The 20,840-nt window shown below is 71.7% G+C and carries 13 protein-coding genes; 3 read left to right on the top strand and 10 right to left on the bottom strand.

The genetic code is table 11. The features are described 5' to 3' along the window. Positions 1-8: 8 nt before the first annotated feature. Genes GT755_RS03520 through GT755_RS03495 form a run of 6 tightly spaced genes read right to left on the bottom strand, consistent with a single transcriptional unit; the run spans position 9 to position 9,864 of the window. A complete protein-coding gene (locus tag GT755_RS03520) occupies positions 9-1,094 on the bottom strand; it encodes a 2-oxo acid dehydrogenase subunit E2 (RefSeq protein WP_161478221.1) in 1,086 nt (361 codons plus the stop codon). Next, entirely contained in the window at positions 1,091-2,062 is a 972-nt protein-coding gene (locus GT755_RS03515) for an alpha-ketoacid dehydrogenase subunit beta (RefSeq protein ID WP_161478220.1), read from the bottom strand. Before GT755_RS03515 ends, GT755_RS03520 begins: the two co-directional genes overlap by 4 nt. Then, a complete protein-coding gene (locus GT755_RS03510; protein WP_161478219.1) occupies positions 2,059-2,970 on the bottom strand; it encodes a thiamine pyrophosphate-dependent dehydrogenase E1 component subunit alpha in 912 nt (303 codons plus the stop codon). Before GT755_RS03510 ends, GT755_RS03515 begins: the two co-directional genes overlap by 4 nt. Beyond that, on the bottom strand, positions 2,967-4,187 hold the full coding sequence (locus tag GT755_RS03505; RefSeq protein WP_161478218.1) for a glycosyltransferase family 4 protein: 1,221 nt from the start codon (positions 4,185-4,187) through the stop codon (positions 2,967-2,969). The genes GT755_RS03510 and GT755_RS03505 overlap by 4 nt, the downstream gene beginning before the upstream one ends. Further along, positions 4,184-4,507 carry a phosphopantetheine-binding protein gene (locus tag GT755_RS03500; protein ID WP_030453153.1) on the bottom strand — a complete coding sequence of 108 codons (324 nt, stop codon included), beginning with the start codon at positions 4,505-4,507 and terminating at the stop codon, positions 4,184-4,186. The genes GT755_RS03505 and GT755_RS03500 overlap by 4 nt, the downstream gene beginning before the upstream one ends. After that, the gene (locus tag GT755_RS03495) at positions 4,504-9,864 is read right to left on the bottom strand and encodes a non-ribosomal peptide synthetase/MFS transporter (RefSeq protein WP_161478217.1); all 5,361 of its coding nucleotides are present in this window, start codon (positions 9,862-9,864) and stop codon (positions 4,504-4,506) included. Before GT755_RS03495 ends, GT755_RS03500 begins: the two co-directional genes overlap by 4 nt. A 553-nt stretch (positions 9,865-10,417) precedes the next feature. On the opposite strand from GT755_RS03495, the gene GT755_RS03490 reads away from it, so the two are divergent. Together GT755_RS03490 and GT755_RS03485 are read left to right on the top strand one after the other, a co-directional pair. Beyond that, positions 10,418-11,638: a glycosyltransferase gene (locus GT755_RS03490; protein ID WP_161478216.1), complete on the top strand. Its 1,221-nt coding sequence runs from the start codon at positions 10,418-10,420 to the stop codon at positions 11,636-11,638. After that, on the top strand, positions 11,635-12,537 hold the full coding sequence (locus GT755_RS03485; RefSeq protein ID WP_161478215.1) for a TauD/TfdA family dioxygenase: 903 nt from the start codon (positions 11,635-11,637) through the stop codon (positions 12,535-12,537). Before GT755_RS03490 ends, GT755_RS03485 begins: the two co-directional genes overlap by 4 nt. On the opposite strand, the gene GT755_RS03480 is transcribed toward GT755_RS03485, so the two are convergent. From GT755_RS03480 to GT755_RS40915, 4 genes are read right to left on the bottom strand one after another with little or no spacing between them, the layout of a single operon-like run. Next, a complete protein-coding gene (locus tag GT755_RS03480; protein ID WP_161478214.1) occupies positions 12,475-14,313 on the bottom strand; it encodes a feruloyl-CoA synthase in 1,839 nt (612 codons plus the stop codon). The genes GT755_RS03485 and GT755_RS03480 overlap by 63 nt on opposite strands. Further along, complete coding sequence (locus GT755_RS03475) at positions 14,310-15,911, bottom strand: HAL/PAL/TAL family ammonia-lyase (protein ID WP_202609556.1); 1,602 nt, start codon at positions 15,909-15,911, stop codon at positions 14,310-14,312. The genes GT755_RS03480 and GT755_RS03475 overlap by 4 nt, the downstream gene beginning before the upstream one ends. Further along, on the bottom strand, positions 15,908-17,323 hold the full coding sequence (locus tag GT755_RS03470) for an acyl-CoA thioesterase/bile acid-CoA:amino acid N-acyltransferase family protein (protein WP_161478213.1): 1,416 nt from the start codon (positions 17,321-17,323) through the stop codon (positions 15,908-15,910). Before GT755_RS03470 ends, GT755_RS03475 begins: the two co-directional genes overlap by 4 nt. Beyond that, a complete protein-coding gene (locus tag GT755_RS40915) occupies positions 17,317-18,573 on the bottom strand; it encodes a cytochrome P450 (protein ID WP_161478212.1) in 1,257 nt (418 codons plus the stop codon). The genes GT755_RS03470 and GT755_RS40915 overlap by 7 nt, the downstream gene beginning before the upstream one ends. Positions 18,574-18,766: 193 nt before the next feature. Here GT755_RS40915 and GT755_RS03460 point away from each other — a divergent pair, with 193 nt between their 5' ends. After that, the gene (locus GT755_RS03460) at positions 18,767-20,749 is read left to right on the top strand and encodes a cytochrome b5 domain-containing protein (protein WP_161478211.1); all 1,983 of its coding nucleotides are present in this window, start codon (positions 18,767-18,769) and stop codon (positions 20,747-20,749) included. Positions 20,750-20,840 lie beyond the last annotated feature (91 nt).

The raw sequence follows: 20,840 nt of genomic DNA, 5'->3' as shown, positions 1-20,840 counted from the left end.
ACGACGCGTTATTCCAACCATCTGCGCGGTTCCTCCAGCAACCGCTTGACCGCTCCGAGGAAGAGCGCGGCGTCCCGGCCGTTCACGACGCGGTGGTCGAAGGCGAGCCCGATCCGCACGGTCTGGCGGACCATGAAACCTTCATCGCCCGGCTGGACCTCCTGCTGCGTCGAGGCGAGCGACAGCGCCGCCACGTGGCCGGGGTAGATGATCGGGATCGCGAACTCCACGCCCGCCTCGCTGTGCAGCGTGACCGCGATGTTGGCGCCCTCCAGGTCCCGTTCGCGGAAGCTGCCGCGCAGCGCGGTCATCCGGTAGTCCATGAGCTCCCGGGCCACCGCGTCGAGCGGACGCACGTCCGCGTCGCGGACGACCGGCACGAACAGGCCCTTGCCGACGTCGATGGTGACCCCGACGTGTGAGCCCTCCGCGAGCCGGATCCGGCCGTCGCCGAGCCAGGTGGCGAACAGGTGCGGGAACTCCGCCCGCTGGTCGGCCACGGCCTTGACCAGCAGTTCCGACAGCCCGATCAGGGTCCGGGCGTGCTTGGACAGGTCGCGGGTGAGCTTGGCGGTGTCGGTCACGTCGGCCTTGACCACCGTGAACGCCGCCGGGATGGTCTGGTGCGACAACACGACCACGTCGGCCGCCTGGCGCTGCGCCCTCGGCAGCTCGACGACCTCGCGCGGGTCGGCCAGCGACTCCACGTCCTCGGCCCTGATCACCTTCTTGCCGAGCGCGCGCACCCGGTCGAGGGAGATGCCGTGGCGCTCGATCAGGGCCTGGGCCGGGCGGGTGATCACGACGTCGATCTCCCCGGACTCCAGCGGCGGCACCTCCGGCACGACGGGTTCGGCGACCTCGACCGCCGCGCCGATGGCGGCGATCAGCTCGCCCGGCGCGCAGTCGCCGGAATGGACCCGGATGACCAGCGTCCCGTCGGCCGGGCTTTCCAGTTCCTCCGCCGTCTTCGACGTCTCGATGACCACCAGCGGGTCGCCCTGTTTCACCTCCTGGCCGTCGGCCGCGAGCCATTCCACGAGGATGTAGCTGTCGTCGTTGTTGTTCAGCTTCGGAATGCGGAATTCGGTCATGTGTTGATGGCTCTTCGGATGTCGGCGGGCTGGACGGTGCAGCGGGCCTCGAGGTGCGCGGCCGTCGGGATGATCGAGTCGGGGGCCGAGATGTGCGTGATCGGCGCGGTCAGCCGGCCCCAGAGCCGCTCGTGCAGCAGCCGGGCCACCTCGGCGCCCCAGGTCCCGCCGGCGGTGCCGTCCTCCGCGACGTGCACCCGCCTGGCCGCCGCGAGCACGTCGGCGACCGGGGTCACGTCGAGCGGGTGGAGGCGGGCGGGGACCAGCAGCGTGCAGGCGATCTCGTCCTCCAGCAGCAGGTCGCGCAGGGCGGCCAGGGCGCGGTCGGTGAGGCCGCCCGGGGCCAGCAGCACGTGCTCGGTGTCCCGCTCGGCCCGGATCACCGCCCAGCCGTCGCGCACCTCGAAGGTGTGCAGGCCGTCGCCGCCGCTCAGCATCGGCTTGGTGTAGAGGACCTTGTCCTCGAAGAACACGGCCGGCCTGCCGCTGTCGAAGATCTCGGTGAACAGCCGCCCGGCGTCGTGGAAGGGGCTCATCTCGTACACCGACAGGCCCGGGACGCCGATGAAGTGCTTCTGCAGGCTCTGGCTGTGCGTCGGCCCGTAGCCCCGGCGTCCGCCGGTGGGCAGGCGCACGATCAGCGGCACGTCCACCCGACGGCCGTACATGGTCGTCGACTTGGCCGCGAAGTTCACGAGCTGGTCGAAGGCCAGCGTGGCGAAGTCGCCGAACATGATCTCCACGATGGCCCGGTCGCCGGCCAGAGCCAGCCCGGCGCCGACGCCGACGATGCCCCCTTCGGACAGGGGCGTGGACATCACGCGGGGGCCGAACCGGTCCGACAGGCCCTTGGTGATCTTGAACGCGCCGCCGTACGGATCGGAGACGTCCTCGCCCAGCAGGTGGACCGACGGGTCGTTCTCCATCAGCGTGTGCAGCGACCGGTTCAGGTGTTCGGCGACTCTCATGACCACTCCGACAGGGGCCGGGCCAGCACGTTCTCCACCGCGGCGTCGACGAACGCGCGCTCGATCTCCTCCAGCGCCGCCACCTGGGCGGGGAAGTCGCGCGTGTAGTGGGCGTACCAGTCGCCGGCGGCGGCCTCGGCGAGCTCGGCGGCGGTCCGGGTGTCGTCGCCCTTGCTGTGCGGCCCGGCGCGGTGCACCGACGCCTCGAACACCGCGGGGCGCTTCTCCCGCCGCACGTACTCGACCAGCGGCGCCAGCGCCCCGCGCACCACGTTGACGTCGACCGACTCGACACGTTCGTGCCGCACGCCGAACCCGGCGCAGCGGCCCGCGATCGACCCGGCCAGCTGCGCCTCGGTGGGGGTCGACTGGGCGATCCGGTTGTGCTCGACGACGACCAGCAGCGGGGCGCCCCAGAGCTGGGCCATGTTGAGGGCCTCGTACACCGACCCCTCGCCCCAGGTGCCGTCGCCGATGTACGCGCACGCGATCCCGTCGCCGGTCCGCCGGTGCCTCAGCGCGACCCCGACCGCGACCGGGAGCGACTCGCCCTGGACGCCGGTCGACAGGAACCGCTCGTGGTAGATGTGCTGGCTGCCGCCCACCCCGTTGCAGAGCGCCCCCTCGCGGCCGGTGATCTCGGCCAGCAGGGCGTGCGGCTCGTCGTAGCGGGCCAGGAAGTGGCCGTGCCCCCGGTGGTTGCTGAACACGTGGTCGTCGGGCGACAGCAGGGCGCTGACCGCGACCGGCACGTGCTCCTGGCCGAGGCAGGTGTGCGTGGTGCCGTTGAGGCGGCCCTGTTCGAACAGGCGCAGCAGGGCCTTCTCGAAGTGGCGGATGCGCAACATCCGCGACAGGTCGGCTTCCGAGACGGGCGTCAGGGTGCGTTCCCGCACCGCTCCGATCATGACTGGGACTCCTTCGCGCGGGCCGCCGCCAGCGCGGCCAGCGCGGCGAGGCGGCGGTTGGGGCGCAGGGCGGTCAGGTGGGTTTCCAGGGCGCCGGCGTCGAGCGACCCGATGAAGTCGAGCGCGGCCTTGCGCGACCGGCGGGCCAGGTGGCGGTGCAGCGCCTCGTCGCCCGTGACGGGGTCGAGGGCGTTCAGCCAGGGGCCGAGGTCCTGCTCCGGGACGACCGGGACGGGCCGGGCCTGGCCGACCGACTCGTAGCGTTCGATGCTGCGCACCGGCACCGAGTAGGGCACGCCGAGCTTGGCCTCCGACAGGCCGCCGACGGCGCTGGCGATCACCGGGATGCCCCGGGCCATGGCCTCGACACAGGCGTACCCGAAGGTCTCGTCCCAGAGCGAGGGCATGAGCAGGACCCTGGCCCGCGACAGGACGTCGTCGATGTCGTCGGACGGCTGCCCGATCTCGATGTTGGGCCGCCGCTTCAGCTCGTCGAGGTCGTCGGCGGTGGTGCCCCAGGTCGGCACGGCGAGGAACCGCAGGGCGGGCCGCGCGTCGGCCAGGCCGAGGAGCACGCTCAGGCCCTTGTAGCCGCACGGGTTGATCATCGTGATCAGGTCCCCGCCGGGCAGCTCCGCCGGATCTCCGTAAATATGCGGATAAATCAGCGTGGACGAGATGTCGCCCCACTTCTGCAGGTACGCCCCCGCGGCCTGGCTCACCGCCACGACCGAGGCCGCCAGCTTCACCATCCGGGTCCCGGCCGCGCTCGGGTAGAACGCCCCGGGCCCGAACGGCAGCTGCTGCAGCGTGTGCGCCAGGTAGACGACCCGCTCCGGGGCCGCCCTGAGCGCGGCCCCGAGAACGATCAGACCCGGGTCGTCCGACGGGACCAGCGTCCAGTCGGGGGAGACCTCGGCGGCCACCTCGCCGATCCGCTTCGCGAGCAGCGACGCCCGGGTCACCACGTGGGCCCGCACCCCGTTGTACTCGTAGACCAGCGCGTCGGGCGTGGCCGACGTCACCTCCGCGCCGAGACCCTTGAGATAGCTCACATGGTCGTCGGTGGACGTCGCCCGCAACGCCCCGCTCATCGGCGCCACGACGTGGCACTCGTGCCCGCGCGCCGCGAGCTGCTCCATCATGATCCGGTTGGACTTGTTCGCCCCGCCGTGGCTGGGCAGGTGGAACATGTTCTGGGCGAGCAGGACTCTCATGCGTTGTCGGCGAGCAGTTCGTTGATCTCGTCGTCCGACATGCCGTCGAGCTGCTTGAGCAGGGCGGCCAGCTCGTCGTCGTCGACGGCCGCGATCCGGCCCTGGTCGATCGCCTTGGACGCCTCCGCGACGGTGAACCCGGACGCGAACAGCACGTCGATGGGTAACTCGACGCCGAACTGCTCCTCCACCCTGGCCAGGAACTGGACCATCGTCAGCGACTGGCCGCCGAGTTCGAAGAAGTCGTCGTCGACCGACGGCGGAGCCTGGCCGAGCAGCTCGGTCCAGATCTCGGCGACGGCGGATTCGGTGGGGGTCATGCGGAGGTTCCCTTCAGTTCTGCGAGACCGACCAAATCGTCGGGTTCGGCGTCCGGGGTGTCCCGGTCGAAGTTCCGGAGCGCCCGGTGCCTCAGTGCGATCACGATCGTGACGGCCATGGCGAGGCCGCAGATCAGGTAGAGCAGGCCGATGCCGCGCCCCTCGCCGACGCCGATCACGGCGCCGACCGTCGAGGCGAGCGCGCCGTCCTCGCGCAGCAGCGGGACGAACACCAGCCCGGCCAGCCAGGCCTGCACGGCCAGGCCGATCGGCTGCGTCGACATGGCCAGCATCTGGTTGATGGCGATCACCCGGGCGTGGTAGCGCTGCGGCACCTTCGAGTGGATGATCGTGATCCAGATGCCGTCGCTGATCGTCATGAACAGCGCCATGCCGGCCGCCCCCACCGCGACCAGCGGCAACCACGGCCGCAGGCCCATCGAGAAGGCGAAGAGCGCCACGACGGCCACGGCCGAGAGCATCCCGAACATCCGGCGGCGGCGCGGGCCGCCCCAGATCGAGATCACGAAGCCGCCCGCCACCGCCCCGGCGGCGGCGACCAGGGCCACGGTCCCGGTGTCGCCCAGGTCGCCCATCGAGAGCACCAGCGGCGAGATCATCGTGAACGCGGTGAACAGGAAGAAGTTGACGGCGAACATGGTGATGGCCATCGCCCGCAGGCCCGGCCGCCGCCACAGGTAGCGGAAGCCGTTGCGGATCTCCGCCCCGACCGTCTCCCGGCGCGTCCAGGCCATGGCCTTGGGGAACGGCGTGAACAGGGTGACGCCGACGGCGAACAGGTAGCAGACGACGTTGGCGATCAGGATGCCGTTCAGGCCGATCGCGGCCAGCACCCCGACCGCGAACAGCGGGACCATCAGGCGGCCGATCGCGTTGCCGAGCTGGAGCACGCCGCCGGCGTGGCCGAGATAGTGCTTGGGGGCCAGTTGCGGCACGGCCGACGCCCAGGCCAGGCGTTGCACCGTCAGCGCCACGCTGAGCAGGACGAGGATTCCGTACAGCGCGGGCATCGGGAGGGTGTCGGTGAGCAGCAGCCCCAGCATGAGCGCCTGCAGCCCGAGGCAGGCGCCGTCGCCGATCAGCATCGCCCTGCGCCGGTCGCTCCGGTCGACCAGCGCGCCGACCAGTGGCGAGAGCACCAGGCCGGGCACCAGCGCGATGATGGCGAACAGGCTGAACTGCAACAGTGAGCCGGTCTTCAGGTAGGCCCAGATCGGCACCGCGAACTCGGTCATGGCCGTGCCGACCATCGACACGGTCTGGCCGGCGGCGACCCGCAGGAACCGGCCCAGTGTCGCCTCGACGGGCGGCGCTTCGCGGGAGACCGCCTCCTTACGCCACGTCTCGGCGGCGTGGGGGCCGTCGAGGTCGGTGTGGACGGTGGTGACGATCCTCGCCAGTTCCTCGGCGCGGTAGCGCAGGAAGTAGTGGCCGGCCTCGTCGATCACCACGAGCGCCGTCGTCCTGGCGGTGACGTGCCAGTCGCGGTAGCGCTCCTCGTAGAAGTCGGTGATCGGGTCGCGGCTGCCGACGATCGAGATGACCGGGGCGGTCAGCGGGGTCGCGCCCTCGTCGATCAGTTTCGTGAAGTACGCCTCGCCCGCCTTGGCGTCGGAGCGCATGGTGGTGACGATGCGCTCGACCTCCTCCCCGCCCAGGCCGTCGAGGTCGGCGCCGATCGCGCGCAGCCAGTTGGCCTCGGAGTTGTTGTTCCGCAGCCTGCGGTTGTTGAAGTAGTGCTTGTTCAGCAGGCCGCTCAGGCCCTTGGTCGGGACGGCGAACGGGAAGCTGCCGGCGATGTAGACGGCGTCGATCTCCCGGCCGGCCGTTTCGACGCGGCGAGCGATCTCGGTCGTGAGGGCGCTGCCGACACAGTGGCCGTACAGCACCAGCGGGCCCTTGACCTTGGCGAGGATCTCCTCGCAGATCCGCTCGGCGGCCTCGTCGAAGGGCAGGATCTCCTCGTCGACGCCGAGCTCGTGCCCGGGGAGGGCGACGGCCTGGAGCGCGATCCCCTTCGGCAGCGCGTCGGCGAGCGCCTGGTAGACGACCGCGCTGCCGCCGCCGTAGGGCACGCAGACCAGGGTCATGGTCGGGGCGGCGATCGGCTTGGTGAGCCGGACCAGCAGGCCCTTCTCCTCCTCCGCGGGCCCGTCGACCAGCGCGGCCAGGGCCGCGACGGTCCGGTTGGCCAGGGCGTCGACCACGCTGATCGGCTTGTCCGGCATCGTCTGGCGGAGCTTGGCGATCATGCGGATGAGCAGCAGCGAGTGGCCGCCCAGCGCCATGAAGTCGTCGTCGACGCCGATGGTCTCGACGTTGAGGACCTCTTTCCAGACGCCCGCGATGAGGAGCTCGGTCGCGGTACCCGGCTCCCGTCCCGCCGTGGCGGTGACCTGGGGGACGGGCAGCGCCTTGCGGTCGACCTTGCCGTTCGCGTTGAGCGGCATGCGGTCGAGCTCGGTGAAGACCACCGGGACCATGTACTCCGGGAGCCGGAGCGCGCAGTGCTCGTCCAGGCCCCGCACCGGTTCGGCGACCGGCACGTAGTAGGCCACCAGCCGTTCCTCGTGCACCGCCGCCACCGCGTCCCGCACGCCCGGATGGTCGAGGAGCGCCGCCCTGACCTCGTCCAGTTCGATGCGGTATCCGCGGATCTTCACCTGGTCGTCGAAGCGGCCGAGGAACGCCACGTTGCCGTCGGGCAGCCAGAGGACCCGGTCGCCCGTCCTGTAGACGCGCTCACCCTCGAACTCCACGAACCGTTCGGCGGTCAGGTCCGGTCGGTTCATGTAGCCGCGGGTGACGCCGACGCCGCCGACGTAGAGTTCGCCCGGGACGCCGGCGGGGAGCAGGCGGCGGTGCGGGTCGAGAACGAACATGCGCATGTTGGGCAGTGGCGCCCCGATGGGGACGACCTCGTGGTGCTGCCGGTGGGTGACCGGGTAGACGCACGTGCCGACGGTGGCCTCGGTGGGGCCGTACTCGTTGATCAGCCGTCCGGGGCCGAGGATCTCGAGCCAGCGGTCGGCGAGCGAACCGGGGAGGGCCTCCCCGGCCACGACGATCACCCCGGCCAGCGCAGCGGCGCGGGCGTCGTCGAGCTGGTGGCCCAGCACCTCCAGATGGCCGGGGGTGAGCTTGATGAAGCTGAAGTCGTGGCCGCTGAGGAGCTCGCCGAGCTCGCCCATGTCGAAGTCCTGGTCGAGGACCGTCACGGCCTGGCCGACGACGAGCGGCGCCCACAGGTTGGGCACGACCAGGTCGAAGGCGACCGAGCCGAGCAGCGGCGCGCCGCCCTCGCCCCGGGAGGCGAGCTCCTCGACGGCCCACCACACGTGGTTGACCAGCCCCCGGTGGGTGACCTGGACGCCCTTCGGCTTCCCGGTCGAGCCCGAGGTGAAGATCAGGTAGGCCAGCCGGTCGAGGTCGGGCGCGACGTCGACGGGGGTGGTGTCGCCGTCGATTGAGGCGACGTCGACGACCGTGGGGCCGTCGAACCGGGAGACGTACTTCCGCTCGGTCAGCACCAGCGCCGTGCCCGCCGTCTCCAGCATGTCGGCGATGCGCTGCGGCGGGAACGCCGGGTCCATCGGCACGTACGCCGCCCCCGCCAGCCACACGCCCAGCAGCGACGCGATCAGGTCGGGGGAGCGGTCGAGCAGCACCCCGACCGTGCTTTCGGGCGTGACCCCCTCGGCGAGCAGCCGCCGGGCGATCTGGTTGGCGCGGGCGTGCAACTCGGCGTAGGAGGTGTCCCGGCCGCCGAAGCGGACCGCCGTCGCGGTCGAGTCGCGGTGCTCGGCCAGCAACAAAGGGAGCGCTCTCTCTGGGTACGGCCGCGCCGAGTCGTTCCACGTCCCGAAGATCGTGTCCCGCTCCTCCGGCGTCACCAGGTCGAGCTCGGCCAGCGTGGCCGACGGGTTCGCCGCGATCTGGGCGGCGAGGTGGTGGTAGTGGCCGGCCATGCGGTCGACGACCTCGTCGTCGAGCAGGTCGCGCCGGTAGGTGAAGTCGAGCCCGGTGACGTCGCCGTCGAGGTGGACCAGCAGCGACAACTCATAACCCTGGTGGTCGACCTCGTGGTCCCAGATCGAGGCGGTCAGGCCGGGCCAGTCGCCGCGCTGGTCGCGGAAGCCGCGTAAGGAGAAGCTGACCGGCAGCTTCAGGTCGACCGCGTCTGCCAGCACCGACAGCGGCAGCGGGTTGCTCAGCGCGCCGCCGACCGCCGTCCGGATACGCGCCGCGACCTCGGGGAAGGTCGGATCGCCGGACAGGTCCCCGTGGATCGGCACCGCGTTCACGAAGCAGCCGACGACGCCTTCGAGCTCGCGCCGCCGGCGCCCGCCGTTGGTGGTCGCCAGGGTGACCCCGTCGGCGCCGGTGTAGCGGGCCAGCAGCATCGAGAACACCGCCAGCAGGGCGGTGAACGGCGTCGTGCCCGGCCCGCCGGCGGCCTGCAGCGCGGCGAGGGTGCCCGGGGCGAGCAGGCTCCAGTTGGTGTTCGTACGCCGCCCGCCGGGCGCCGGCCGCTCGCGCCGCACCGGCAGGTCGACCGCAGGGGCTCCGTCGAGCGCGGCCCGCCAGTAGGCGGTGCGCCGTTCGAGCGTCTCGCCGGTCAGCTCGGCCCGGGACCAGGCGGCGTAGTCGGCGTACTGGACCGGCAGCTCGGGCAGCGTGCCCGGCTCCCCGGCGAGAGCCTCCCGGTAGAGCGTCGCCAGCTCGTCGGCCAGGATCCCCATCGACCAGCCGTCGGCGGCGATGTGGTGGCACACGACCAGCAGGGCGTGCGACTCCTCGGCCAGCCGGATGAGCGTGGCGGCCACGACCGGCCCGGTCCGCAGATCGAACCGCCGGGTCACCGCCTCGGCGGTGATCTCCTCGGCTTGGTCGGGCGCGCCGTGGAACTCCAACGGCATGGGGAACGGGTCGAGCACCGTCTGCAGCGGCTCGTCGCCGCTCACGGCCTGGACGTCCGCGGAGGAGCCCGCTACCTGAGCGGCCTGGTCGCCGGGAGTCGCGTAAACGGTACGCAGGCTCTCGTGTCGGGCGATCAGGGCGTCGAGGGCGGCGGTCAGCGCCGGTACGTCGAGCGGGCCGTCGAGCCGCAGCCCCAGAGTGGCGTTGGGGGCCGGGGCCACGCCGTCGAGCTGCGCGCCGAGCCACATCTGCCGCTGCTCGAAGGAGCAGGCGAGGGGGCCCTGGTCGCGCGGGACGACGGGGATGGGGGATTTCGGACGCGCGGTGAGCAGGCGGGCGAGTGCCGCCTGGCGCGCGGGGGAGAGCCCGCCGAGGGAGCTACGGGGCGCGGACTCGGGTGTGGATGTGGACGTCACTGCCACGGAGTGGCCTTTCTTTGAACGGTCCAAGGCAACCCGAAAAAGGCCGGCGCGATAAGCGCCATCCTAATGTTGCGCTGAGTTGCAGAAAGTTGCGGAACCCAATTAACCGTCATGGGAGCGCTCCCACTGCACCCCCACAAGAGATTAATGGAACCTATTCGCCGCGCGCAAGTGCGCGCCGCGACCCACCAGGGAATGGCGGCTTACCCGCGAATTACCGATGAGTAAGCGAGTAGCCCTCCTTCGCTCTGTTGTTGTGCAGGTCAGGCATCCGGCAGCAGGATAGTATAGAACTTAAAAAAAGTCACGACCCTGAGCCTGCCCCACATTCCCGGAGCACTGGAAGTGGTCGTTCCATTATGCGGGATCACCGTTGACAGGAACATGTCGCTACTGCTTCTTTGGTTGCATTCCAGGACGGCATCCGGGAACAAGAGAGCGCTTTCTCAGTCGGAGTATCACCCACCGGCGGCCACCGATGCAAGGGACCAGAAACTTTCATGCGCAGCTCACTGTCAGCCGAAATTCCGGGCGCCGGGCGGGTGGCGTGCCGAGGATAATCGCCGTCACCCATGGCACCGACGGCGACGTGATGCCCTTCGTCCGGCTCGGTGCCGAACTCCGCCGTCAGGGCCATGAGGTCACCCTGATCACGCACGCGCCCTACCGCGCGGCGGCGGCCGGCCTCGACTTCGCCGCGATCGACACCGCCGAGCAGTTCGCCCGCCACCAGGCCGACACCGCCCTGCTCATGGACACCCGGAGCGGCCTCGGCTGGCTCGCCTTCTACGAGCGCAACGGCCTGTTCGAGCAGCTCGCCTTCGAGGTCAAGGCCATCGCCGAACGCCACGAGCCGGGCCGCACCGTCCTGGTGGGCCGGCACACCTCGGCCCTGTCGGTCCGGTTCGCCGCCGAACTGCTCGGCTGCCCGGTGGCCTGGGTCGCGGTCTCCCCGATCCAGGTCATGGGCGCCCGCCTCGCCGCCCACATGTACGCGACCGAACTCGCCGACGGCTTCCAGTCCGTCCGCGACGACCTCGGCCTGCCGCCGATATCCGATTGGCATGGCTGGTTCGCCGGCGCCACGATGGACATCGGACTGTGGCCCCGCTGGTTCGACCAGGCAGGGGCGAAATCCCCCGCGCGATTCGAACTCGCCGGCTTCGCGGTGCCCGACGCCGCCTCCCGGGAAACGTTCTCCCCGGAGGTCGTCGCCGATCGGCCCGTCCTGGTCTCGGGCGGCACCGGGCGCATGCTGAACGAGGCCTTCTACGCCTCCGCCCTGAAAGCGGTCGAGGGATTTCCGGCGGTGGTCGTCACGCCCTATCCCGAATTGTTGCCCACGCCGCTGCCCGAAGGGGTGCGCTGGTTCGATCGGTTGCCGTTCGACCAGGTCGTACCGGAAGTCAGGGCGGTCGTGCACCACGGCGGCATCGGCACCCTCACCCGCGCGCTGATGGCCGGCACCCCGCAATTGGTGCTCGCCGACGGCGCCGACCGCCCCGACAACGCCGCCCGGCTCGCCAAACTCGGGCTGGCGAAATGGCTTCCGCCCGGGAAATGGCCCGAGGCGGGGGAGACGCTGCGCGACCTGCTCGCATCGGGGGAGCGGCCGGCAGCACCCGAGGACCTCGACCCGTCGGCGGGCATCACGAGAGCGGCGGCCCTCGTTGCCTCGCTCCTCGGCCCGCCGCGCCCGGTTCGTCCCGTCCTCACGGAATCCCAGCGCGAAGCGCTCCGACGCCACCTCCGAAAAGGATCCCGATGAGCTGGCAACCCCATGAGTTACACGGCGACGGCCGCCCCCTGGCGGACTTCCTGCGCGACACCCCCGTCGACGAGCTGCTGGTCGAGAAGAAGGCCCTGGTCTTCCGCGGCTTCGGCGTGACCGAGGCCACCCTGGACGCGCCGATGGACCTGCTGCTGCCCGACCGGCTGGCCTACGTCCACGGGAACTCCCCGCGCACCAAGGTCGGCCAGAACGTGTACACCTCGACGGAGTACCCCGCCGAGTACACGATCTCCATGCACAACGAGTTGTCCTATGCCGCGTCGTGGCCGTCGCGGCTGATGTTCTTCTGCGCCAAGGCCGCCGAGTCGGGCGGCGCGACGCCGGTCGTCGACGGGGTGACCTGGCTGGAGTCCCTCGACCCGCCGGTCCGGGAGGCGTTCGCCAAGGGCGTGCGCTACACCCAGAACCTGCACGGCGGGATGGGCCTCGGCAAGAGCTGGCAGGAGACCTTCGAGACCTCGGACAAGAAGGCGGTCGAGGCCTTCCTCGACGCCTCCGCCGCCGAGTGGACGTGGCGCTCCGACGGCGGCCTGCGGGTGACCCAGGTCCGCCCGGCCACCACCCGCCACCCCGTGACGGGGGCGGAGGTCTGGTTCAACCAGTCCGACCAGTGGCACCCGGCGTCCCTGGGCGACGAGACGGCGATGATGCTGGCGGAGATCATGCCGCCGGAGGACCTCCCGCAGTCGGTCCAGTACGCCGACGGCACCCCGATCCCGGCCGAGCACGTCATCCAGGTGCGGGACCGGGGGCTGGAACACGCGGTGGACGTGGACTGGCGGACGGGTGACGTGCTGCTGATCGACAACGTGCTAGTCGGCCACGGGCGCCGGCCGTTCACCGGCTCCCGGCGTGTGCTGGTCGCGATGAGCTGACGCGGGTGGGTCGTCTCCGACGTCGATGACGTGGGCGGGTGCCGGTTCCCGGTAGAGCTCGGCGACCTCGGCGGCCCGCCGTCGCAGGCAGGCGGCCTGGTTGAGGTAGCCCTTGTCGGTTATCTCGCCCGCCTCCGCGCACGGAGGTTCGCTGAGGATCAGGAGGCGGCGGATGCGCCGGGAGGAGCCCGCGCCGGCGCCGACGGTGCGGAGGGCGGCGGCGAGCAGGGCCGGGTCGGGGGAGAGCCCCGGGCCGGCCCAGGCCAGCGCGCCGACGTACCGGCGGTCGTGGCCGGTGATGACGCAGTCGGAGAGGAGGCTTCCGGCGGCCGAGAGAAGGGCGTTCCTGAGCGCGGAGACGTCGACCCAGGTGCCGGAGTCGAGTTTGAAGTCCTCGGCCAGGCGGCCGTCGAAGCGGAGACCGGCGGAGGGGTCGGCGGGGTCGATGAGGCGGACGGCGTCGCCGGTGCGCAGATAGCCCTCGGCGTCGAACGCCCCGGCGGTGAGGTCGGGACGGCCCAGATAGCCGGGGGTGACGTGGGGTCCTCTGACCCGGATCTCGGCTTTGCCGCGCACCGGAGTGATCTTCACCTCCACGCCCGGCAGCGGCACGCCGACACAGTCCGCCCGGGAGGAGGGGAAGTGGGCGGAGAGCGCGGCGGGGGCGGTCTCGGTGGCGCCCCACGACGTGGTGAGGGCGACGGGGTGATCGGCGTGCCGGCGGGCCAGCTCCTCCAGGCGGGTCCAGAGATCCTGGGGAAGCGCCGCCGCCGCGTAGAAGACGACCTGAAGGCGGCTGAAGAAACGCCGGGCCAGGACCGGGTCGAGCTCCAGGCTCCGCGTGAGCATCGCGAGACCGCGGGGCACGTTGAGATAGACCGTGGGGGTGACGGTCTCCAGATGACGCAGGGTACGGCCGAACTCCTGCGGCGTGGGGCGGCCGTCGTCGAGATACAGGGTGCCCCCGTTGGCGATCACCAGGTTGGTGTTGTGGCTGCCGCCGAACGTGTGGCTCCAGGGAAGCCAGTCGAGGAGCACGGGCGGGGTCTCCCGGAGGAACGGCCACACCTGGCCGATCATCCGCTGGTTGGCGCAGAGCATGCCGTGCGTCGTGATCACCCCTTTGGGGGCGCCGGTCGAGCCGGAGGTGAAGAGGTACTTCGCCACCGTCGACGGGCCGATCGCCGCCGCCGCGGCCCGCACCTCCCGCGTGGGTGGGGTGGCGAGGAGGTCGGCGAACCGGGTCGCCCCGGCGGGCATCCCCGTGGACGCGACGATCTCATGGGGCGGCAGGCCGCTCTCTCCCAGCGCCGCCAGCGCGCCGGCGAACGCGGACGCGTCCTCGGCGAACACGAGCCCCGGCCGGACCAGCCGCCCGATCGCCCGGAGTTCCCCGAAATCCCGGCTGCGCAGCGAGTAGGAGGTGCTGACCGGTGCGTACGGGACGCCGATGGTCTGGCAGGCCAGGGCGAGCACCAGATGGTCGGCGGAGTTCCCGCTCAGGATCAGCACGGGCCGGTCGAGTCCCCGCGACAGCAGGGACTGGGCCACGGACTCGACGCGGGCGTGCGCCCGGGCGTAGGTCAGCTCCCGCCATCCGTCCGCGCCGGGCTGGGCGAGCAGGATCCGCTCGGGCGTCGCCGCCGCCGCGGATCCGAACATCGCTCCGACGCCCGGGGCGGGAGTCAGGAGTTCCTCGCGTGAGCGGATGAGGAGACAACCGTCAGCCCGGACCTCGCTCGCGATGTCGGGACGGGCGAAGAGCGGGGACGTCATCGCCCACCCGCGATCTCGTCGAGGCCGGCGAGGAGGGCGCCGCTTCTGAGCATCTCCAGGACGGTCTCCACGTCCTCGTCCATCGGGCGGTCCGTCACGACGCCCGGCACGGCGGCGCGGACACGGCCGTGCACGAGCCCGGTCGTTCCCAGACGGTGCGGACCTCGCAGGTCCGCGGCCTGGCACAGGGCCAGGAGGTGGATCACTCCCACCTTCTCGGCCAGCGCGAGGACGTCGCGGGTACGCCGGGCCGCCGTCGCCCCCATCGAGACCTTGTCCTGGTTGTGGCACTCGGTGGAGCGGGAGAAAGCCGTGAGGGGCATCGCCGAGCTCAGCGCCTCAGCGGTCAGGGAGGAGCAGACGAGCTGCATGCCCTTGAACCCGTGGTCCAGGCCCTGCCCGGGGTGGCCTTCGGGGAGCGGGAACACCAGGTTGGGGGGCAGGCCCTGGCTGAACTTATCGTCGACCACCAGGGCGAGTTGCCGGTCCATCAGGTCGGCGACGCTCGCGACGGCGGTCCGCAGGGTGTCCATGGCCAGGGCGACGTGACCGCCGGCGAAGTTCCCGCCCGCCCAGACCTCACCCCGGACATGGTCGAACAGGGGGTTGTCGGTGCTGGAATTGATCTCGATGGTCACCCATCGGCTCACCCAGGAGACGGTGTCCCACAACACGCCGGTGAAGTGCGGGGCGCAGCGGATCGAGTACTTGTCCTGGATCGTCCGGCCCGAACCGAACGGCCCCGACGTGCTGAGGCCACTCGACCGCAGGAGCGCCCGCACGTTGGCCGCGGAGGTCACCTGGCCGGGGTGCGGCTTGGCCACGTCGTGGACGAAGGCGTCGAAGGGATCGGTGAGCCCGCGCAGGACCTCCACGGTGAGCGCCGTGGTCACATCCGACAGCAGGGCGAGGCGCCGCGCGTCGGCCACGGCGAGCGCGGCCAGGCCGGTCATGTACGCCGTGCCGTTGACCAGGGCGAGCCCTTCCTTCGGTTCGAGGGTGAGCGGCCGCAACCCGGCCTCCTCCAGGGCCCGCGCGGCGGGCCGGACCGCGCCCCGGTAGAGGACCTTCCGCTCACCGGTGACGGCGGCGGCCAGGTAGGAGAGGGGAACCAGATCCCCGCTGGCGCCCACCGACCCCTCCGCCGGGATGAGGGGGGTGATCCCGCTGTTGAGAAGGTCCAGCAGCAGCTCGATCAGCTCGGGCCGCACGCCGGAATGCCCCCGGGCGAGATTGTTCGCGCGGATGAGCGTAGCGGCCCGGGCGACCTCGGGCGGTACGGCGTCGCCGGTCCCACATCCGAGGAACCTGATCAGGCGGGCCTGGAGCTCCCGGGCGTGCCCGGCGGAGATCCGCCGGTCGGAGGAGTCGCCGAAGCCGGTGGTGACCCCGTAGAGCGGGGTCTCCTCGTCGGTCAGCGCACGCACCTGATCGCGGCTGCGCCGCAGGGCGTGCCGGATCGGCGGCAGGTCGGAGAGAGCGGTCCGGGTGGCATGGCGCGCGACGGTCACCACCTCGTCGATCGTCAGGTGCTCGCCGTCGACCACGACCAGCACCGCGTCGGCGGGCGCCGGAGCCGCGTCGTGACGGGAGATCACTGCCGGATCCCGTCGTGCCGAAGCCAGTCCAGCAGCAGGCGCCAGGCGACGTCGTTGTCGCGGCTGTTGCCCTCCACGGTTCCTCCGATGAGCTGCACCCCGCCGACCACCGTGCCCGGTCGCGGTGTCCACGCCGGGGCGTATCCGGTGGTGTGCCCGGAACGCGGGCCCACGTAGAGGTCGACGCCGGTGTTCCCGGCCGCCCGGAACCGCTGGGCCAGCCGCCGGGCGGACGCCAGGCAGGTGCAGACGGCGTCCGACTCGGCCCCGACGCTCATGAAGACCGGGCCGTCGACGGCGTCGACCCGCAACCGCGAGGCGGCGATCTCCTGACGTGTGGCCTGCCGGTACGACGCCGAGATCAGCTCGCCGAGCCGGAAGGGCGGTCCTGCGTCCAGAACGCGCTGCCAGGCGGCCAGGTCCCACGGGATGAACGGCAGGCCGGTGCCGTTCCGGGACCATTCGGCCCGGTCGCCGACGGGCGCTCCGCCGGCGAAGCCGCCGACGACCCAGTCCTCCGGTTCGGCCAGGATGATCCCCTTGACCAGTTCCGGGTAGGTCTGCGCGGTCAGGAGCGTGCCGACGGCGCCGCCCGAGGGTCCGCCGAGGACGACCTCGTCGCCCACCGCCGCGGGGTGGGCGAGCACCGCCTCGATCTCGGACCGGACGAATTCGACGGGGATCTCCACCCACTGCTCCGGTGCCCCGGGCATCCCGCTCCCGGCCAGCGGCGCGGCGGCGCAGAAGTGGCCCCGGGCGGCGAGCATCTCGCAGGTGCCGTTGGGGACGACGCTCGCACCGCCGGGCAGCAGCACGACCGTGTTCCCGGGCCGCTGCTGACTGGGGTACCACACGTCGATGGAATAGGTGCCCGTCGGCTGGATCCGCTCGTGCGTCACCGGATGTCCAGGCGACTGCGAGCGCCGGATCAGCCGCCGGGTGGCCAGGGGGGCGCCGCCCGTGTCCCGGACCGTGACGGTCGCCGTCCAGTCGCCCAGGGGTATCGCGCCGAAGAACACGGCGTCGACCACGCCGAGGCCGAGGAACTCCCCGCCGGGGACCGGGGCGTTGACCGTGTTCAGCGACCAGAGCAGGCCCATGACGTCGGCGCCGCGATAGGGGCCGTCCAGCGGCGCGGCCGTCCTGAGGTCGACCCTGCCGCGGGCGTCCGCCCGGAACCGGGCGGTGGCGGTCCACGGGTCGGCGCCGGGCAGGTCGTCGGACCGGACCTCGACGGCGACCACCTGGTGGCGCGTCAGGCCGGTGATCTCGAACCTGGTCAGGGTGGTGTCGCGGAGCGCGGAGACGGGCCGGACGTCCAGGGCGACCGTCGTGGTCGCGGACGCGGATCCGGTCCCGAGGCCGAGCAGTGCCAGGGCGACCGCGCCCATCCGCGCGAGGGACGTCAGCACGGGTCCCCGTCCAGCCAGAGCGCCGCGAGCACCCGGGAGATGCTGTTGACCTGGTAGGTCATCTCCTGGTCCGGCAGCAGGCGCAGCCGGGGGAAACGGCGGACCAGGGCGGTGAGGGTGAGGTTGAGCGTGAGTTTGGCGATCGCCGCGCCGACGCAGTTGTGGATTCCGTAGCCGTAGGTCAGATCAGCTCTGACCGGCCGGTCGAGACGGAACTCGTCGGGGTCGGAGAAGTACTTCGGATCGTGGTTGGCCGCGGCGAAGGACAGCAGGACGAGATCGCCCGCGCGGAAGGAGACGTCCCCGAAGCGCGTGTCCCGGGTGACGGCCCGGAACACCCCGAACCCGGGGATGTCGTAGCGCAACCCCTCGGTGGCCGCCTTGTCAGCGTCGATCTCCCCCCGGACCAGGCGGTCCCACCGGCCGGGTTCCTCCAGGAGCGCGAGCACGATGTTGACCAGCGAGTTGGCGGTGGACTCCGTGCCCGCCCCGAAGAGGGTGACCACCTGGCCGACGACCTCTTCGTCGTCGAGCCGCCGGCCGCCGATCTCGATGCCGGTCATGAGGCTCATGAAGTCGTCGCCGGGGGCCGCCCGTCGCTCTTCGGAGAGACCGACGAAGTACTCCACCCCCCGCATGTACGTCTCCCCGAGGGCCAGGAGCCGATCGGTGTCGAGCCCGGCGCTGCCGAGCAGCAGCATCTGCGAACTCTCCCGCCATTCGCGGACGAACTCATACTGGTCCGCCGGGATCCCCATGAACCTCATGAGAACGGCCAACGCCGTCTCGAACGCCAGCCCGGACACCAGGTCGAACCGGCCGTCGGGGAGCCGGTCCACCTTTCCGGCGATGAGCGCGCGGGCCTGGGGCTCGAAGGCGGCCACCACGCGTGGCTTGAACCCCTCGTGGACGATGCGCCGCACCGGTCCGTGCTCGGGCGGGTCGCCCAGGATGAGCACACTCTTGGCGAAGAGGAAGTCCATCGCGTCCTGCGCCGCGCCGGGCAGCCCGGTCGGCTTGGGGAAGACACTCCGCGACGAGAACGTCTCCGGATCCTGGGTGATCCGCACGACGTCGTCGTAGCGGGTCGCCACCCAGCTGCCCAGGACGTCGGAATAGAAGATCGGCTCGATCTCCCGTGCCTTGGCGAGAGTCTGGTAGAACGTCGCGGTCGTCATGGCGTAGGGATTGAACGCCGAGAATTCTCCCACCGTGTTTCCGGGCTGCAAGGAGTCACTTCCCTCGGTCACGCCCGGGGCTCCCACGGCCGCGGGCACTCGCTGCGTACAGAGGGATCCGACCACCCGGGACCGCCGGCCGCCCAGAGTAATTTCTACTCATCCGGCCGCACGCCCACGTTGAGTAGAAGTTACCCTGTCCCGCGCCCCCCGTTCCTCGTCATCTTCGAAGCGACCAGCAGGTCGGCGACGAGGAGAGACGACGATGGCATCCTGGTACGAGACCCCGGCGGAGATCGTGCGGCGTGCCGCGTGCGCCCCGCACGACAACGCCGGGCCGCTGTCGGTGGAACACGGGTTCCTTCCGGCCCGGCCGCCGAGAACGAGCCTTCCCGCCTCGCATCGGCCATGGGACGACGTGGCCGCGGAACTGCCGGCGCTGCACGCCCGGTTGGCGCTGCGCGACCGGATCGAGACGCTGCCGCCCCTGTCCGCGGCCACCCTCCCCGACGACGCGCTGACCAGGGCGGCGACCGTGCTCGGCATCCTGGTTCACGCCCACGACCGCGTCGAGCCCCGCCGCGCCGCGACGACCCCGCCGTCCCTCCTGCGGCCGTGGCGCGAGGTCTGCGCCCGGCTCGGCCGGGCGGCGCCGCACCTCTCCTACGCCGACCTCGTGGTGATGAACTGGCGTCACGCGGCGGCCGCGGCCACCGGCCCGGTCCGGGTGGAGAACACCCGCCTTCTGATCCCGACCGTGGGGGTGCCGGAGGAGGAGGTCTTCTACCTGGCCCAGCTCGAGATGCTCGCCCGGGGCACCCCGTTGGTGGCCGCCTCGCTCCGCGCCCGCGACGCGATCGCCGAGGACGACGCGCCCGCGCTCGCGGACTGCCTGACGGCGATGGCGGAGACCGTGCACGACGTCACCGTGCACGGCCTGCCGAAGATCAGCCCCCGGCCGGGATCGCGCTTCCACGTCGATCCGGTCGTCTGGGCCAAGACGGTCGCACCGCTCGCGGTGCCCCTCACCCCCGGCGGCCTCGGACCGAGTGGCACCGCCTCACCCATGTTCCACCTTCTCGACGCGGTCATCGGGCGCACCGACTACGCGTCCCCGCTGGGCGAGGAGACCCTCCGGCTCCGCCGGGCCTTCCCGCCGCACTGGCGGGAGTTCGTCGCGGCCGTGTTCCGCGTCGGCGTCCGCGCGTACACCTCCGCCGCGCGGCATCCGGCGCTGACCCGGGGGCTGGCCGCGCTGCGCGCCGGTTACGCCGGTGACGGAGGTCTCCTCCAGCGGCACCACCTCAAGGTGATCGGTTACATCGACACCGCCACCCGGGTGGGCCGCGACGTCACCATCGCCGGGTTCCACCGCACCGGCAGGATCAGCCGTGAGCTCACCACCACACGGGCGACGCGCCGGGAGCCCCCCGCCGAGGGTTCGGTGCGACCGCCGGATCCACGCGACGACTGGCCGGTCCACACGCCAGGGGAGCTGCTGGCCCGCCACCGGGGAGCCGACCGGCAGTGGATCGCGCTCGGCGTGGAGATCGCGGACGTGACCGGGTTCCTCCGCCGCCACCCGGGCGGGCCCACCTCGCTGGCCGCGTATCTGGGCACCGACGCCGCCACCGCGTACGAGCGCACGGGTCACCACCTGAACGACGGGGTGCGCGCCCAGGTGCGCCGGTTGCGGGTCGGCACCCTGGCGGCGCCGCCGTTGCCCGGGGGACCGGTCAGGGTGGCCTACGACGCCTGGGTGACCTGGGCCACCCAGGTCACGATCTGGGCCAACGCCCTGCACGGCGACGTCGCCATCCGGTGGGCGCGCACCAGTGCCGGGGCGCCGGCGGGTGAGCTGACGCCGTACACGATGCAGTTCGCGATCGAGGCGCACGAGCGTTTCCTCCGTCGGGTCGCCCAGCCGATCGCCACCACCATGGTCGAGGAGCTGACGGGACGGCCCGCCCCGGAGATCTCCTGGACCGGCGAAGGGCTGTACGGCCTGCTCGACGACGCCCTGGACCGGGGCGCCGGGGTCGACCTGGTCGACCGGGTGTGGCAGTCGGCTGTGGCGCTGGACACGTCGTTCGTGGACTCCGTCAGGGAGACCCTCGGCACCGGGGTCCGGTTGATCGAGACCCGGCGCTCCACGGCCGGGCTGGGCGAACTGGCCGACCGCGTCGTGGCCGAAGTGCGCGCCTACGCCTCGGAGGCCGCGAGACCGCCGCCGTCTCCGCCGGGGTGATCGGCGGCGTTGACCGCCCCGGCGGCCGATGCGACGATCGGAAGCGTTCCCCGGGCCCGCCGACGATCGATGCGCCCGGCCGCCATTCGGA

The organism is Herbidospora solisilvae, from assembly GCF_009901565.1.
GTDB lineage: Bacteria > Actinomycetota > Actinomycetes > Streptosporangiales > Streptosporangiaceae > Herbidospora > Herbidospora solisilvae.
This window is presented reverse-complemented; position numbering and strand designations above follow the sequence as displayed.

Coding starts and splice junctions, on each gene's coding strand:
- GT755_RS03520 (WP_161478221.1), bottom strand. CDS start 1,094: ATGACCGAATTCCGCATTCCGAAGCTGAACAACAACGACGACAGCTAC.
- GT755_RS03515 (WP_161478220.1), bottom strand. CDS start 2,062: ATGAGAGTCGCCGAACACCTGAACCGGTCGCTGCACACGCTGATGGAG.
- GT755_RS03510 (WP_161478219.1), bottom strand. CDS start 2,970: ATGATCGGAGCGGTGCGGGAACGCACCCTGACGCCCGTCTCGGAAGCC.
- GT755_RS03505 (WP_161478218.1), bottom strand. CDS start 4,187: ATGAGAGTCCTGCTCGCCCAGAACATGTTCCACCTGCCCAGCCACGGC.
- GT755_RS03500 (WP_030453153.1), bottom strand. CDS start 4,507: ATGACCCCCACCGAATCCGCCGTCGCCGAGATCTGGACCGAGCTGCTC.
- GT755_RS03485 (WP_161478215.1), top strand. CDS start 11,635: ATGAGCTGGCAACCCCATGAGTTACACGGCGACGGCCGCCCCCTGGCG.
- GT755_RS03480 (WP_161478214.1), bottom strand. CDS start 14,313: ATGACGTCCCCGCTCTTCGCCCGTCCCGACATCGCGAGCGAGGTCCGG.
- GT755_RS03460 (WP_161478211.1), top strand. CDS start 18,767: ATGGCATCCTGGTACGAGACCCCGGCGGAGATCGTGCGGCGTGCCGCG.